Source organism: Komagataeibacter melomenusus (assembly GCF_013155395.1).
Taxonomy (GTDB): domain Bacteria; phylum Pseudomonadota; class Alphaproteobacteria; order Acetobacterales; family Acetobacteraceae; genus Komagataeibacter; species Komagataeibacter melomenusus.
Map to the genome: position 1 here is coordinate 22,214 of NZ_JABJWC010000036.1, position 14,999 is coordinate 37,212.

The 14,999-nt window shown below is 62.0% G+C and carries 13 protein-coding genes and 1 pseudogene; 6 read left to right on the forward strand and 8 right to left on the reverse strand.

Annotated elements, in window-relative coordinates; genetic code table 11:
* Nucleotides 1-45: 45 nt before the first annotated feature.
* The 4 genes from HNW77_RS12885 to HNW77_RS12900 all read right to left on the reverse strand — a co-directional run bounded on the left by HNW77_RS12885 (nucleotide 46) and on the right by HNW77_RS12900 (nucleotide 5,025).
* Nucleotides 46-414 carry a hypothetical protein gene (locus HNW77_RS12885; protein ID WP_172158104.1) on the reverse strand — a complete coding sequence of 123 codons (369 nt, stop codon included), beginning with the start codon at nucleotides 412-414 and terminating at the stop codon, nucleotides 46-48.
* A 75-nt stretch (nucleotides 415-489) separates the two neighbouring features.
* Complete coding sequence (locus HNW77_RS12890; RefSeq protein ID WP_172158106.1) at nucleotides 490-2,490, reverse strand: FUSC family protein; 2,001 nt, start codon at nucleotides 2,488-2,490, stop codon at nucleotides 490-492.
* A 233-nt stretch (nucleotides 2,491-2,723) separates the two neighbouring features.
* Nucleotides 2,724-4,322 (reverse strand): carbohydrate porin, encoded by a 1,599-nt coding sequence (locus HNW77_RS12895; RefSeq protein WP_172158121.1) that lies wholly within the window; start codon nucleotides 4,320-4,322, stop codon nucleotides 2,724-2,726.
* A 184-nt stretch (nucleotides 4,323-4,506) separates the two neighbouring features.
* Nucleotides 4,507-5,025 (reverse strand): hypothetical protein, encoded by a 519-nt coding sequence (locus tag HNW77_RS12900; protein WP_172158107.1) that lies wholly within the window; start codon nucleotides 5,023-5,025, stop codon nucleotides 4,507-4,509.
* Between the two features lie 188 nt (nucleotides 5,026-5,213).
* Here HNW77_RS12900 and HNW77_RS12905 point away from each other — a divergent pair, with 188 nt between their 5' ends.
* From HNW77_RS12905 to HNW77_RS12920, 4 genes are all read left to right on the forward strand, one after another.
* Nucleotides 5,214-5,741 carry an iron transporter gene (locus HNW77_RS12905; protein ID WP_172158109.1) on the forward strand — a complete coding sequence of 176 codons (528 nt, stop codon included), beginning with the start codon at nucleotides 5,214-5,216 and terminating at the stop codon, nucleotides 5,739-5,741.
* A gap of 166 nt (nucleotides 5,742-5,907) precedes the next feature.
* Nucleotides 5,908-6,471, forward strand: coding sequence for an ATP-binding cassette domain-containing protein (locus HNW77_RS12910; protein ID WP_241694460.1), 564 nt, complete (start codon nucleotides 5,908-5,910; stop codon nucleotides 6,469-6,471).
* A 661-nt stretch (nucleotides 6,472-7,132) separates the two neighbouring features.
* Nucleotides 7,133-7,273 (forward strand): hypothetical protein, encoded by a 141-nt coding sequence (locus HNW77_RS12915; protein WP_172158111.1) that lies wholly within the window; start codon nucleotides 7,133-7,135, stop codon nucleotides 7,271-7,273.
* A 70-nt stretch (nucleotides 7,274-7,343) separates the two neighbouring features.
* A complete protein-coding gene (locus tag HNW77_RS12920; RefSeq protein ID WP_110569304.1) occupies nucleotides 7,344-7,853 on the forward strand; it encodes a MucR family transcriptional regulator in 510 nt (169 codons plus the stop codon).
* 239 nt (nucleotides 7,854-8,092) lie between these two features.
* Here HNW77_RS12920 and HNW77_RS12925 read toward each other — a convergent pair whose 3' ends face one another.
* From HNW77_RS12925 to HNW77_RS12935, 3 genes and pseudogenes are all read right to left on the reverse strand, one after another.
* Entirely contained in the window at nucleotides 8,093-8,878 is a 786-nt protein-coding gene (locus tag HNW77_RS12925; RefSeq protein WP_172158112.1) for a sulfite exporter TauE/SafE family protein, read from the reverse strand.
* A 191-nt stretch (nucleotides 8,879-9,069) separates the two neighbouring features.
* Nucleotides 9,070-9,303, reverse strand: coding sequence for a hypothetical protein (locus HNW77_RS12930; protein ID WP_172158114.1), 234 nt, complete (start codon nucleotides 9,301-9,303; stop codon nucleotides 9,070-9,072).
* A 186-nt stretch (nucleotides 9,304-9,489) separates the two neighbouring features.
* Nucleotides 9,490-10,433 (reverse strand): annotated as a pseudogene (locus tag HNW77_RS12935) (nucleoside hydrolase).
* 294 nt (nucleotides 10,434-10,727) lie between these two features.
* Between HNW77_RS12935 and HNW77_RS12940 the strand changes: the two are divergent.
* Nucleotides 10,728-11,963: a cytochrome-c peroxidase gene (locus HNW77_RS12940; protein WP_408886840.1), complete on the forward strand. Its 1,236-nt coding sequence runs from the start codon at nucleotides 10,728-10,730 to the stop codon at nucleotides 11,961-11,963.
* Between the two features lie 158 nt (nucleotides 11,964-12,121).
* Here the strand turns inward: HNW77_RS12940 and HNW77_RS12945 are convergent, their stop codons facing one another.
* Nucleotides 12,122-13,666 carry an acid phosphatase gene (locus HNW77_RS12945; RefSeq protein WP_172158116.1) on the reverse strand — a complete coding sequence of 515 codons (1,545 nt, stop codon included), beginning with the start codon at nucleotides 13,664-13,666 and terminating at the stop codon, nucleotides 12,122-12,124.
* 155 nt (nucleotides 13,667-13,821) lie between these two features.
* Between HNW77_RS12945 and HNW77_RS12950 the strand changes: the two genes are divergently transcribed.
* Nucleotides 13,822-14,589: a CDP-diacylglycerol diphosphatase gene (locus HNW77_RS12950; RefSeq protein WP_241694461.1), complete on the forward strand. Its 768-nt coding sequence runs from the start codon at nucleotides 13,822-13,824 to the stop codon at nucleotides 14,587-14,589.
* The last annotated feature ends 410 nt before the right edge of the window (nucleotides 14,590-14,999 follow it).

Below are 14,999 nucleotides of genomic sequence, written 5' to 3' on the forward strand. Positions count from 1 at the left end.
ACAGTGTCCGCAGGCGGCGCGGTGCCTGCCTGCGGACCCGGCGGCTTACATGCTTGCGTTGCCCTGCGGCGCGGCGGTGGTGGTGGCGGGGGTGTTGTCGGGCGTCATCTTGCCCGGCGTGGTCGAGTGCTCCACGTCATAGGCGGTTGCCTTCTCCATGTAGGTTCCCTTCGAGCCGGGGTGTTCCTGGTCATACAGCTTGGCTTTGGCCTTGGCTTCCTTGCGGTATTCATGGCGCTTGTACATGCCGGTCACGCAACCGGCGGCAGCACCCAGCACGCTGTGGCCACCGGCCACATGGCCGCCCACGGCCCCCACGGCGCCATATTTCAGGCAGCCGCCGGGCTCGGCCTGTGCGGTGGCGGTAACGCATGTAATGGCTGCGATGGCAGCGGCGGTAACAATCTTACGCATGAAATGACCCTTTTTGTGCATGAATGCGAATAATGCGTTCATGGCATATCCGATACGACATATTTTGTCACCTTGCTATGGCACGTCCGGCACGTGCTCATGCTGGCTTGCGGCAATGATGTGCAGGCAGGCCAGGGCCTCGGCCAGGCTGGCGCGGTCGCGGGCTTCCTCAGCGCGGGCCTGTTCATGGTGCAGCCAGGCCAGCACATGCGCGGTGGTGAGGCCAGCCTGCCCGCGCTGCCACCGCGCCAGAAAAAGCGCCACCATGCGCGCGGCCCGTGGCGGCAGGGCGCCGGTGCGCAGCATGTCGCGCAGGCGGATGATGTACAGCCCCACCGTCATTGCCCCGATCTGCTGGCTCAGGCAGGCATTGACGGTCGGCTGCGGCACGGCGGTGGCCTGATGCACGATGCGCACAAGGCTGGCCGCGCAGGCGCCAAGCCAGGCCGTGGCACTGGTGCCGTCGCGGCTCTGGGCCAGATGGCGCAGCCGCCGGTTCATGGCCGCGGCGGTGCGGCGGATATGCACGTCAAGCCGGAAGGGAATGACCAGCCGGTAGGTCAGCAGCACGAACACGATACTGGCCACGAAGGCCAGCGCGTTGTTGACAAAGGCGACCTCGTCATACCGCCCCTGGTTCATCGGGCCGATCAGCACGGGCAGGAACATGTTGAACGAGAAGGCATAACCCGCAAGCTGCGGCCTGCGCGCGGCCAGCCCGCCAATGGTCATGGGCACCAGAAGGGCCGCGAGCAGCACCTCCGGCGCGGTGATGGCCGGGATGACCCACAGCGCCATGACGGCGGCGGTGGCCGTGCACCACAGCCCGCCCTTGAGGAAGGGAAGGGTGGCGACAAGCGGGTTCTCGCGCGTGGCCATCAGCCCATAGATCAGTGCCACGAACGAGATGAAGGCCGGGCCGTGATGCCATGCCGTGATCTCCCATACCACCGCTGCCGCCATGATGGCGACGCTGGAGCGGATGCCGTTATGCACCGCCTCACGCGCATGGCGGCGCGAGGTCAGGCTGAAGCGGAAGCGGTCGCCATGGCGGGTGGCGTGGCAGGCCCGCATTTCATCATGCACCAGTGTGGTTTCATGCGTCAGCGCCGCGGCAACCGGCTGCCAGGCCCGTGCGGCCATGTCATTGGGGTCGGGTGGGGGCGCATGCTCATGCAGCCATGTGGCCAGCGCGCGCCCGGGTGCTTCACCGTTGGGCAGGGGGCTGGCATCGGGCCGGGGGGAGAGGATCTGCAACGCGCGGGCATGGGCGAGCATGACCAGCATGCCCGCCAGCGCCCGGCGGGCATGATCGCCCACCCGGTTGCGCGGCCCGAGTTCAAGGGCCGCGAACTCGATCTGCCCGCTGAAGGCCATGATCCGGTCCAGCAGCCTGCCGGTTGCGGCCTGCCGGGCGGCGGGCGCGGTCACGCCCAGCAAGGTAGGGATGGCGCTGCATGTCGCGCCGAATGTGTCATCAAGCCGGGCCAGCAGTTGCGCGCGGGTGCGTTCGACCATGTTGGGCATGAACAGCACGGCCAGCACCGCCTCGCACAGCACGCCCAGTATGATGTAGCTGCTGCGCGCCACGCTTACGGCAAACACATCATCGGGCTGCACGATGGCCCCGGTGGCGATGATGGCGGAGGTGAACCCCGTCAGCACCAGCCCGTAGGCGCGGTACTGGTCGAGCAGGGTGGCAAGCGCGCAGCACAACCCGATCCACAGCGCCAGGCAGACAAAGAACATGGCCGGGGCCTGTGGAAAAGCGGCCATGAGCGTAATCGCGGCAACGCTGCCCGCCAGCGTACCCACGATCCGCCATCGTGCCTTTGACAGGCTCTCCCCGCGTGAGGACTGCGCCACCACCCAGACGGTGAGCGGCGCCCATTGCGGGCTGTCGAGTTCCATCCACATGGCGATGAGCAGCGAGAGGATGGCGGCGCATGACGTGCGCACCGCAAAGCCCAGATCGACCAGCGAGGGGGCGTAAATCCATGAAAAGCGCCGGATAAGGCGCAGCAGGCCCGTATCCGGGGCGCCGTGCAGGGGAAATGCGGTGCTCTGTCCCCCCATGTCAGTGTGCCTTTACATCATGTGCCGGGTTCAGCCAGAAGGGCCGAGTGTGGCGGAACATGAAGGCAGCCCTGTGCAAGGGTCCAATCGTTTGTCATGATATTTTGATAAATGCTGCTTATGAAATGCTCATGAATACCAAAAAACGCCGCCTTTTGAAAAAAGGCGGCGCTCCAGAACGGTCTTGTTCGATTGCAGGCTGTTTTCTGGACGATGGGTTAGAACACAAGGTGTTAGAACGTAATGCTGCTGTGCAGGCCAAAAATGGCCTCGTTGCCCACGCGACGGTTGTAGCTTACGCCATAATCGGGCACGCCGCCCGAAGGGTTCCACACGTACTGGAAGTCGGGCTGCATCACCATCCATGGCGTGACCTGCGCCTGATAGGTCAGTTCAAGGTGGTTTTCATTGCCCTGCACGGGCGTGTAGGCAGTCAGGGCCGAGTTACGGTCGAACTGCCGCTCGCCCGAACTCGCGCGCCCGATGCCCCAGCCCAGACCGATCGTGTCGTTGTCGCGGCCTTTGAACGGCGCCTTGAGGTTTAGGCCCGCATCAATGGCGAAGCTGATCAGGTTGCGGTCCCCGCTATTGCCGGTTGCGCGCACGAACAGACCCAGCGACCGGGCCGACTTGAGCGAGGGCCGCCAGATCATCTGGTCGATGATGCCGTACACCATCCAGTTGCCCCGGTCCCAGCGCGGTATGCCGGTGGTGTCATTCGGGCTGCCGAGTGCCTGGCCCAGGTTATTGTAGCGGTAATCGGCAAATTTCGCGGTATCGTAATACCCGCCCAGCTTGTACACGCCCGGCAGGCCGGGGCTCTTGGTCACGTTCGCCATATCGGCAGGCTGCGGGTTGAGTGCGTATTGCAGTTCGGTCATCAGCAACGCGCCGGTGCCCATGTTGAAATTCGTGCCGTTGGCGCCGTTATAGGTCTGGCTGGTGGGATCGCTGTTGCTGCCAAGGTCTGAGCCGGTGGCCTGCTGGATGGGCAGCGAGTTGTATCGGTTGCCTGGCGGATTGTCGTCTGCTGCGGCAAACATGAAGGTAAACTTCTCGCTCGGCCGGTAGCGGATGCGGATGGCGGGGGACGAGAGCGGCCAGGACGGGCCGCCACCATACAGGTTGACCGAGGGGGCCATCGGCCAGCCGAAGTTCGCGTTGAGGTAAAGCGAGGCGTAATCGCTGATCAGGAATTCGGTATCAAGATCCTGCTGGCCGATCTTCACGTCGAGTTTGCCCTTGAGGAAGGACTGCTGGTACCACAGCTCGAACAGGCGGGTGGAGCGGTCGGCCTCAAACCCGCTGACCGGGTTGAAATTGGCCAGGTGATCCTGCGAGATCGAGCGCCCGCGTGTCTGCAACGCGCTGACATTGAACAGGCCGCCCTTGAGGCCAAACAGCTTCTCGGTATCGACGGTGAGCGTGGGCATGGTCACGCCATCATAGGCAGGCCCGGTGCCCGAGCCGCTGGAGCCGTCACTGCTTGAGGGCGTACCGCCGGTGCCATTGCCCCAGACTTCATCGACCTCCTGAATGTCGAAGCTGATGCCATGCTTGTACAGCCATGGCCGCGCGCCCCACATATCGCCCAGCAGGTTGCCGCTGGTATCGAGCTTGTCGCCATCACCCGCGGCTTTTTCCTCCGCATCGGCGGTGGCGCGTTCGGAATCGCGCACCGTGGCGGGGTCGATCTGTTCAATAAGGGGGGTGGAGTTACCAAGGCGGGCCCGATCTTCCTCAATCTGGGTCTGGACCTGCGCGAAGCCGGTTGCCGGCAGTGCCAGCCCGAAGCAGACCAGGCACGACCCTGCGCGCAGGCGGTGGCGCATCAGGCAGGAGGGGAGAAATGCCGGGCAGCGGTAAAGAGCGTGTCTGGCAATGGCAGTCGCGAGAGATGAGGGGCTCATGGGGGTCCGCCGTATTGAGAATCAATATCATTAATAATGGTTCTCAATCACATTTTGACATGGAGCCGTCAATTCAAACCGCCATGCGCATATTGCAATGCTGCCATTATCTAAGGAAAACCTTGGGCACGCCCTCGCTGTTGAGGCAGGACATGATCATCACCCCACTCCACAGCAGCAGCGACAGGCTGGCCCCGATGCGCCCGCGCAGGCTCATGGCGGCGTTGCCCCGCAGCACGGGCAGATAGACGCTGCGGTGGCACCACAGCGCATTGAGCATGGCCAGCGTAATGAGCAGCAGCTTGGGCGTGAGATAGGCGCGGCTGCCGATATGCACCGGGTCATAAAAAAACAGCACCACGCCCGAGAGCATGGCGATGGCGAATGTGACATGCAGTGGCCGCACCATGAGCTGGGCCGCGGGTGCTATGCGGGCCGCCATGCGGGGCCGGAGCACGCCCAGGTCGAACAGCATGTCCATGCCAAAGAACATGGCCATGCTGACGATATGCACGATGCGGATCAGGTAATGAACCGGCTGGAGCCAGAAGTGGAACATCCGGCTGTCGAGCGCCATCAGGACCGCATAGGGCAGGCGCATGAATGCGAAGGGGTGGGTGATCATGGCGGGTGGCTCTCCGTTACCTTGGAGAGGGCATACCATCCGTTGACAATGATAACAATTATCATTATCAGACCTTGGAAATCACCCGGATGGGAAACTGCGATCAGGCCCGCACACGACTGCACGAAAGAATTAAATGGCAGCACGCGGCCGGACTTAACTTCTTTTACAAGTATGGAAACCGTCACATGAACAAGAAGTGTTCCCTTCTGGCCCTCGCCGTAGCGGCGCTGCCCGTCCTCTCCACCGCCGCACAGGCGCGTGAATACCCGATCGGTGGCCCGGTCCATGAACATGACATGGAGATCGCCTCAAGCTACCTGACCGGCATCATGGTCGACCCCATGCCGCCGGGCATGACGGACAACACCAGGCCCGACACCATCCACCTTGAAACCGACGTGCATGCCACGGCCGATAACGTATGGGGCTACCCCGATGGCGCCTGGGTGCCGTATCTGAACATCGGCTACAAGCTGACCAAGGATGGCACGGCATGGAAGGCCGAGGGCACCATGCATTTCATGACCGCCAAGGACGGCCCGCATTATGCCGATAACGTGCAGATGAACGGCCCCGGCCGCTACACGGTGGTGCTGACCTATTCCTCGCCCGAGCAGAACGGCTTCCTGCACCATGTGGACAAGGAAACCGGCACGCCCGGCTTCTGGCAGCCGTTCAGCGAGACGTTCAACTTCGCCTATCCCCAGAAATAGGCGGGGCAAGACAAGGGGGCGGATACTGGACTGATGGCGGGCCGTGGCCTGTGGGGCACGGCCCTTGCCATGGGGCTTGCAGGGCACGCACCTGCCGCACGGTACTGATAATATAAGCGTAGGCCATTTCCGCCCGGACAGGTCTTCTCGGCGCTGCCTGGCCCCAATGGCAGCGGCAAAGTCAACGCTGCTGCGCGCCGCCATGGCCGGGCTGGGCGCTGATGACCTGACGTGCCTCATGCTGGCCGCCCGCACGCGGCGCTGCCTGTACCTGCCGCAGGCCCTGCCAGCCATGATGCACCTGCCGGTGCTGGAATCCATGCTCGCCGCCCGACACGCCACCGGCATTGTTCCAGCCGATGCGCAGGGCGATGAAATCGATGCCGCCCTGCATCTGCTCGATGTGTTTGGCATAGCCGACCTGGACCTGCGGTATATGGATGAACTCTCGGGCGGGCAGCGGCAGCTTGTGGGGCTTGCGCAGGCGCTTGGCCGCCAGCCCGATGCCCTGCTGCTTGACGAACCGCACAGCGCGCTCGACCTGCACCACCAGTTTGCGGTGATGGAGATTCTGCGCCGCGAAACTGCGGCACGGCAGATCGTGACCGTGATGGTTCTGCATGACCTCAATATTGCCGTGCGAATGAGCGACTACGATGTCATCCTGCGCGAAGGGCGCCTTGTTGCCACAGGCCGTTATTTTACGCCCGCAACGCTGGGCCAGACTTAATGATAGTGTGGCGGGGGCGGAACAATGCCGCCGGGGCCTGCCCCACCTCATGGTTGATGGCCTGCGTTAAGCCGGGATTCGGGCCCCGATAAAATTACAATTCATTACATAAAAGTTGTTTCGGTCGTCTGCCTGCGCCGGGCGGAGGTGACGCACAAGTAACGCGTCGCCTGTCATAACGATATTGAAGGACAGGCGCTGATGGGCAATGCCTGCAAGGCAGCCCATTATATGGTGCATCACAATAGCATGAAGCGGGGTACCTGTATTGCACGCAGGGGTGTCATGTCGTGCAGGGGCAACGTGGTGGCATGGCGCGATAATGAATACTGTATTCAAGCATGATATTGAAAAAATGCTGATATGTAAAAGAAGCTTTGAAATATGTAATGACAGGTGCCCGGCCGGGGCGGTTACCGCCATAGCCTGCGGGGATTACGCCAGATCCGCCAGTTTGTCATGACAGACGAGAATTTGTTCTATTTTCATCATATTATAAAAATATGTCGTAACATCGCATGTTTATACTCTGTTCCTGTTATTGCGGCGGATGCAATGAAAATTCCGTAACGCAAAAGCAGTAACGCGCCCTTAGCTGCGCCTGCCACGTTTAATTATTATAAACAAAATAATTGCATATGTGCAGGCGGAGGGATAATGGTTGGATTATTATGATGTAATCATGACCTGCAAGAACAGCATGGCGCACCCTATGCAACCTATGCTGGCGGCAAAAGCAGGCGGGGCTGTAATGGGAGTGGCAAAAAAATACGGATTAAAATGCTTTATTGCGGTTGCATAATACACGCATGATTATTACTCATAGGGTTAATCATCCCCTGATGACCCGACCACCAAGGAAAGTACCGACATTGGATAATAAAGAAATCCCGCATACCGAACTGGTATCCATGACCACCGAGATCGTGGCCGCGCACACCAATCACAATACGGTTGCCGTTGACCAGATCCCCACCCTTGTCGAGACCGTTTATACTGCGCTCAAGGCCCTGGGCGCTGAAAAGGCGGTTGAACCCGCGCCGCTGCAGCCTGCCGTGCCCATTAAGAAGTCGGTCTTCCCCGATTACATCGTCTGCCTTGAAGACGGCAAGAAGCTGAAAATGCTCAAGCGCCACCTGCAGACCGCTTACGGCATGACGCCGGAGCAGTATCGCGAGAAGTGGGGCCTGCCTGCCAACTACCCCATGACGGCGCCGAGCTATGCCGCGCACCGCTCGTCGCTTGCCCAGAAGATCGGGCTCGGCCGTAAAGTCGTGGTTGAACCCGTGGCCGAGGAAGTCGAGGAAACACCCGCCGCAAAGCCTGCGCGCAAGACCCGCACGCGCCGCAGCAAGAAGAACACGGACGACACGCTGGTCTGAGCCGGTCCGTTACGTAAACACAAAACGCCCGCCCCGGTAACGGAGCGGGCGTTTTGTGTTGGTCGCTCAGGCGGAAGACACCAGATGTCCCGCCGGGACCAAGAAGATATTTTTTAAAATTCCTGTTGAAGACAGTCCCGGCGGCCTGCCCTTTATCGAAAAAAGTGCTCCCGGAGCCTTTTTCCTGACTGGCCCTGCATTATGTCCTCTCCCCATGCCGTGGCCAGTCTGGGCATGCGTCAGATCACCTTGAGGCCCACTGTCAGCAGGATGGCGGCCAGGATGATCCGCTGCGCCCGGTCAGGAATGAGCCCGATGCACAGGCTGCCCAATATGATGCCCGGAACAGACCCGCAGAGCAGCGATGCCAGCAGGGGCATGTCGATATCCCCGATCCACCAGTGCCCCATGCCCGCAATGGCCGTGAGCGGCACGGCATGGGCAATGTCGCAGCCCACAAGGCGGCGGATTTCGAGGCCGGGGTAAAGAAAGATCAGCGCCGCCATGCCAATCGCGCCAGCGCCCACGGAGGACAGCGTGACCATGACCCCCAGCACCGCCCCGAGCAGCGTGGTCAGGCGCGCGGTCGTGGCGGGACTCATGGCGGCGGCCTTGCGGCGCGAGAGATCCTGCAACTTCTGCCGGAACAGCACGCTCGGCGCGGTGATGAGCAGGGCAATGCCCAGGGCGACCGAAATGACATGCGTGACCGCGGGCGAGGGACTGCCCGCCCAGTGCAGGGCGGCAATGGTCAGCAGGGTTGCCGGTATGCTGCCCAGCGCCAGGCGGCCCACCACATGCCACTCCACCGACTGCCTGCGCCCGTGCACCAGCGTGCCCACCGTCTTGGTCAAGGCGGCATAGAGCAGGTCCGTGCCCACGGCGGATTGCGGGTGCACCTTGAACAGCAGGATCAGCAGCGGTGTCATGAGCGAGCCGCCGCCCACGCCGGTCATGCCCACGAGGAAGCCAACGCCAAGACCGGACAGAACATAAAGCAGGTTGATGGACTCAAGCAGGGGCATGGTGGCGGGGTATCCGTTTCTGATCGCCTGACGCTAAAATACGACATAATAAAGTGAATTATTCATCGTGCGTGCAATTATCTACGTGGAATTATGTGCAGGCACAAGCCTCATCGTTAATAAGCTGCTCCGTCCTTTTTGCAGGCATGGCGTAAAATAGAAAAAACCCGGCACAAGGCCGGGTTCCATCATCAGTAAGGGTAGGGATAGGGCGGCGGGGGCGGTGCCCGCCATTCCCACCGGCGTGGCGGAGGCGGGCGGTCATAGCGCCAGCCACTATCGCGCCAGTAGCCGCGGCGTGGCCCATCGCCATGGGGCGCATGCCAGCGTGGCTCATCATGCCACCCCCAGGGCTGGGCCTGCGCCCCACCATGGGCACCGAGTAAAAGCAGGGCGGTAAAAGCAGCCAGGATCATCTTTTTCATGGCGTCCTCCTGCTGGCAGAAAAGCCCCGGATTGCGGCAGGATCACGATGGTTGTTTTACGCAATGCAATAAACGCCCCGCGTGGCGGCATGCGGGCAGGATTGCGAAAAGCCGGTTCCGGCAATGTCCTTGAATGACAAAAGCTTGGAAGAAAATCGTCTTTTGTAAAAAGCGCCTCGATCCGTTTCAGGGCAGGCGCTCCAGATGCGCCAGCAGCAGTGCCCACAGCCCGTCACTATTCACATCATTCACGAAAAGCGCGTTAACGGGCCGGTCGGTCACATGCCACCAGTCAATGGCGGTGGCGCCCTGCATGAGCGGACTGCCCACCTCGACCGAAACATTCACCCTGCGGCCCGCAAACAGGTGGGGGCAAGCAGCCAGCCAATGGTGCAGGGGTCGTGCAGGGGCGCGCCCGCCCACCCGTATTTGGCCAGATCAAACCGCCCCGAAAAACCCAGCATCTCCGCTGCCGCCCGGGCGCAGCGCCCCTTCAGCGCCCCGAGTTGCGCCATGCGTGGCGGCGTGACCAGAAAGCGGTGGGTTACATCCAGCGGCACGAGGGTGTGCGGCACGGCGGCATGGCGCAGCACAATATCGGCGGCATCGGGGTCGGCATAGACATTGAACTCGGCGCTGGGCGTGATATTGCCGCCCTGCGCCCATGCCCCGCCCATGGAGACGATGCCCGCCATACGCTGCGCGATATCGGGCGCCTTGACCAGCGCCATGGCCAGGTTGGTCATTGGCCCCAGCGTTACGACCGTTATGCTGCCCGGCGGGTGTGCCCTGATTGTGTCGATCAGGAAATCCACGCCATGCTGCGCACGGGGCCGCATGACGGGATCGGGCAGGGTGGGGCCATCCATGCCGGTCTGGCCATGCACGTGTGCTGCGGTAACGGGCGTGCGGCGCAGGGGGCCAGCGCAGCCCGCATGAACCGCAATGTCGGTGCGCCCGGCCAGTTCCAGCACCTTGCAGGCATTGGTGGTGGTGTGCTGCACCGACACGTTGCCCGCCACGCTGACCACGCCCAGCACGTCGAGGCCAGGGGCCGCGAGGGCGAGCATGATGGCAATCGCATCGTCCTGCCCCGGATCGGTATCGATGATGATCTTGCGCATGTCCACGGTGATCCGCTCCTTGTAACTGGGGCGCGGGGGGCAGTGATGCGCGCCCTGGGGCCGGTCATGCGGCCTGATGGCCCCCCGCACCGGCAGCCACACGTAACCCGATTGAACCCGGATTGGCAAAGCCGTATAGCCACGGGCTGACACGGGGGCGTGCAGCGCCGTGCCGACCTTATTGAAAAAGGCTTTGTCCAGAATTGCTTTATGATGTCTGGCAGGCTGATGGTTTATCGTAACAGGAGGCCGGGGGGCATCTGGCCACCCGGCAGGCTGGTCTTTTACGGGGGAGCAGGCTTGGCATTGTATCGCGCAGGGTTGCATGGCCTTGCCATGGCGGTCGCTATCATGGCGGGCGGTCCTGTTGCATGGGGGCAGGGGATGGACGCAGGCAGCCCCGCCCTGTCGCGCCCGCAGGCCCGTGCCCGCGCGCTGGCGCTGGGGCAGTTGGGGCGTGACCTGTTTCATGATCCCCGCCTGTCGGCCTCGGGGCACATGGCGTGTTCATCATGCCATCAGGACAGGGCGGCCTTCGGGCCGGGCAATGACCTGTCGGTGCAGCCGGGCGGGCACCGGGCGGTGCCGTCGCTCATGTATCTGCAGGCCGTGCCGCAGTTCAGCGAACATTTTCATGATTCGGAAGATGAAGCCGATGAAAGCATCGATAACGGCCCCACCGGCGGCCTGACATGGGATGGCCGGGCCGATACCGCGCAGGGGCAGGCCGGCATACCGCTGCTTGCCCCTTATGAGATGGCCAATGCCAGCCCTGAAGCCGTGGTGCGCCGCGCAGGTGGCGCAGGCTATGGCGCGCGCCTGCATGCCCTGCTGCCGCCCCGGCCGGATAATGTGGCGACCCGCTTCGCCCTGATTGCCGAAGCCCTGGCCACCTACCAGCAGGATGCCCGCCTGTTCTACCCCTATAGCAGCAAATACGATGCGGTGCTGGCGGGCAGGGCGCGGTTCTCCGCGCGTGAGGCGCAGGGGCTGGACCTGTTTGAGCGGGCCGACAGGGGCAACTGCGCCTCATGCCATGTCAGCGCGCCGGGGCATGATGGCACGCCGCCGCAATTCAGTGATTACGGGCTGGTGGCCCTTGGCGTGCCGCGCAACAGCGCCATCGGGCTGAACCGTGACCCGGCCTATTACGATATGGGCCTGTGTGGCCCCGATCGTACCGATTTTGCGGGGCGCGGCGACTATTGCGGCCTGTTCCGCACGCCGTCGCTGCGCAATGTGGCGCTGCGGCATGTGTTCTTTCACAACGGGGTGATCCATACGCTGCGGCAGGCCGTGGCGTTCTATGCGCTGCGTGATGTGCGCCCCGCGCTATGGTACCCCACCGGACCTGATGGCAGGGTGCAGGTCTATAACGATCTGCCCGCGCGTTACCACGCCAACATCAACATGGACCCGCCCTTCGGCCCCCGGCCCGATGGGCGGCCTGCCCTGTCGGATGACGAGATCGACGCCATCGTGGTCTTTCTGCATACCCTGACGGATGGTTACTTCAACCCGGCGTTGCGCCACTAGCGCAATTCCACTGAACCCTGGCTCAGTGGAATTGCTCTGACTCATTGTTTATCGAGCATCTTCAGCAGTTTGAATGGATTCATTCAAACTGGATCTGCTTCAGGGAAAATTCCGGGGCGGAGCCTTTATTGCAAGAAAAGCCTCACCGGAAACTTCTGTTACTTCAGGTCGAGTGCACCCGTCAGGTCACCAAGGGGCTGGCCGGTCGCCGCCTGTATGGCGTGCGCGCGGGCGGTGACGCCATCAAGCGGGCGCAGGCCGAAACGCGTGGTCAGGAACAGCAGGATCGATGTTGTATCCTGCACCGTATGATCAACGTATCCCCGCCGGGCATAAGGCGAGATGATGATGGCCGGAATGCGCGAGCCCGGCCCCCACCGGTCGCCCCTGGGTGGGGCTACATGGTCCCACAATCCGCCATTTTCATCATAGGTAACGATCACGAGCATGTGCGGCCACTGGGGGCTTTTTTCCAGATGGGCAATGAGGTCGGCAATATGGTGGTCGCCTGACTGGATATCGGCATTGCCCGAATGTTCGTTCAGGTTGCCCTGCGGTTTGTAGAAGCTGACCTGCGGTAGCTGCCCGTGGTCAATGGCCGCGATAAAGCGCGTGCCCGCCAGTCCGCCATCGCGCAGGTGTTCGGCGCGTGCGGGCGTGCCGGGGGCGTAGGCGGCGTAGTAATTATAGGGCTGGTGATGGTACTGGAAGGCCGGGGCAGGGTAATGATTGCCATGCTCCAGCACTTCATTCCATGCCCCTGCATACCATGCCCATGTTATGGCGCGTTCGCTCAGCCGGTCGCCAATGGTGGGCGTGATCTGTGCGGGCAGGGTAGTGGCGCGCGCGGGGTCCGCATAACGCGGGTCCTGTCCGGGTGCGGCCGGGTTGGCGCTGGGCTGGTAGGGGGGCTGCATGGTGTTGACGGCATGGAAATCGGGCGTGAGATTGCCATCGCGCACGAATTTGGGAATGCCCTCCAGCGCTGAACGCGGTGAATCAGCGGCCACGCGCAGCGCGGTGCCCGAGGGGGAAACAGCGGAAATGACCGGCTGCGCCGGGCTGGTATCGGCCTGCGGGTAGAACGGCGCGCACGCGCAGGCCAGCCACTGGTGATTAAGGAACGAGCCGCCAAACGCCCCCATGAAGAAATGGTCCGCCAGCGTGTAGCGCCGGGCGATCTGCCACATCTCCATATGCGATCCATCCCAGGTGCTCATGGGCAGCGCGCCGGAATCGGCCCAGGCCACGAACATGTCGTTGCGACCGCCGTTGATCTGCATCTGATTCTGGTAGAAGCGGTGCCACAGATCCTGCGTGAGCGTGCTGAGCGGGCGGTTGAAGCCCTGCGGGTCATCAATGCGGAAGGGCTGGTTGGGCAGGTGCGCGCTCATGGCCTGGGTGATGGGATCGGCTGCGCCGCGGGCTGTCAGGCCACCCCAAACCGGCGGCAGTTCGCGCAGCACGCTGCCATCACGGTCGCGCTGGGGCAGGACCTGCGCGGCCCGGTCGCCATATGTATCGGCACCGGGAAAGCCGTTATAAAGATTATCGAAGGAGCGGTTCTCGGCAAAAATGACCACGACCGTTTCGATCTGTTCCATGCCCGCAGGTGCGGCCTGACTGCTACGGGCGCCCATCATGGCCACCAGCAGGGCCGTAAGCGTGGTGGAGCGGAGCAGGGTGCGGGTCAGGTGGGCCATGAGGTCTCGAATACTGTCAGCGTAAAGCCCTATGTATAGGAAAAACCGGCTGGGGAAGGAAATGCTCGGGGCCTGTCTTTCATGAAAAATTCATACAGCGGCGCGGATCGGGTTTTCTGCTTATACTGGCCGGGTCATCGTATCGAGGGCAGGCCATGTTTTTCCATCAGGCTGGCAGCATGCTGCGCCTGTGCTGTATCCGGGTCATGGTACCGGTCTTGTTGCTGGCAGGGATGCGGCACGCCTGGGCCGGGCCGGATGCGTTATGGCATATCGTGCATGAACAGTGCCGCCCGCATGGCCCTGATCATTCCGTCAGCCCCTGTGTTACAGTTAATCACCGCTATGCCGTGCTGAAGGATCGCGTGGGGGCCAGCCAGTACCTGCTCATTCCCACCCGGCGCCTGACCGGCATGGAAGACCCGCTGATTACACGCGCCGATGCACCTGATTACTTTGCCTATGCCTGGCGGCAGGCCGATCGGGTCAGCCAGCATCTTGGCCGCACCCTGCCGCCCGATGACCTGTCCCTGGCCATCAACTCGGCCTATGGCCGCAGCCAGAACCAGTTGCATATCCATGTGGACTGCATCCGCCCCGATGTAAAAGTGGCGCTGCACTGGGCGCGGCCCCGGCTCGGCCCGGCATGGACGCCGCTGCCGCTTGCGGGCCATGCCTACCGGGCGCGACTTGTGGGAACGGGCAATCTTGCGGGTATTCGGCCCTTCCGGCTGTTGATGCGTGACATGGCGGACCCCGTGCACGAGATGGGGCGCCACACGCTGGTGGTCAGCGCCATCACACGGCCCGATGGACAAGTGGAGTTTGTTTTACTTGATGACCGCACCGACCCGACCCGTGCTGACCCGGCAAGCGGAGAAGAATTACAGGATCATACCTGCGGCATTGCGCGTTTTCCCTAAAAACAGGCTGAAGATGGCCCGGACGGCTTCGACACGACCTGCCTCCTGAAAGGGCGCTGGGATACGCGCCGAATGGCAGTTTTATTGGTGGCATTGCACGCCGGAGCGGGCAGGGTGCTCTGATGCGGGATTATCCGGAAACCACCTTCTTTCGTTCACAGGCATGTAAATTGCAATGATATATTTACAAGAAAGAGGCATTAGATGGCTGGATAAATAAGCAATCCTTTCAAAATTTCAGCAGAAATTTTGAAAGGTGTCGCCTTTTTTCAAAGCTTTTTGAAGGGTCTGTTTGGAATTGATTTTTCACAAGGTCCCTGATGTGCTTTAAACTGCATATGGATCGCTTGATATTGACGGATGCCCAATGGGCGAAAATGGAACCGCTGTGCCTTGGCAAGCAAACGGAT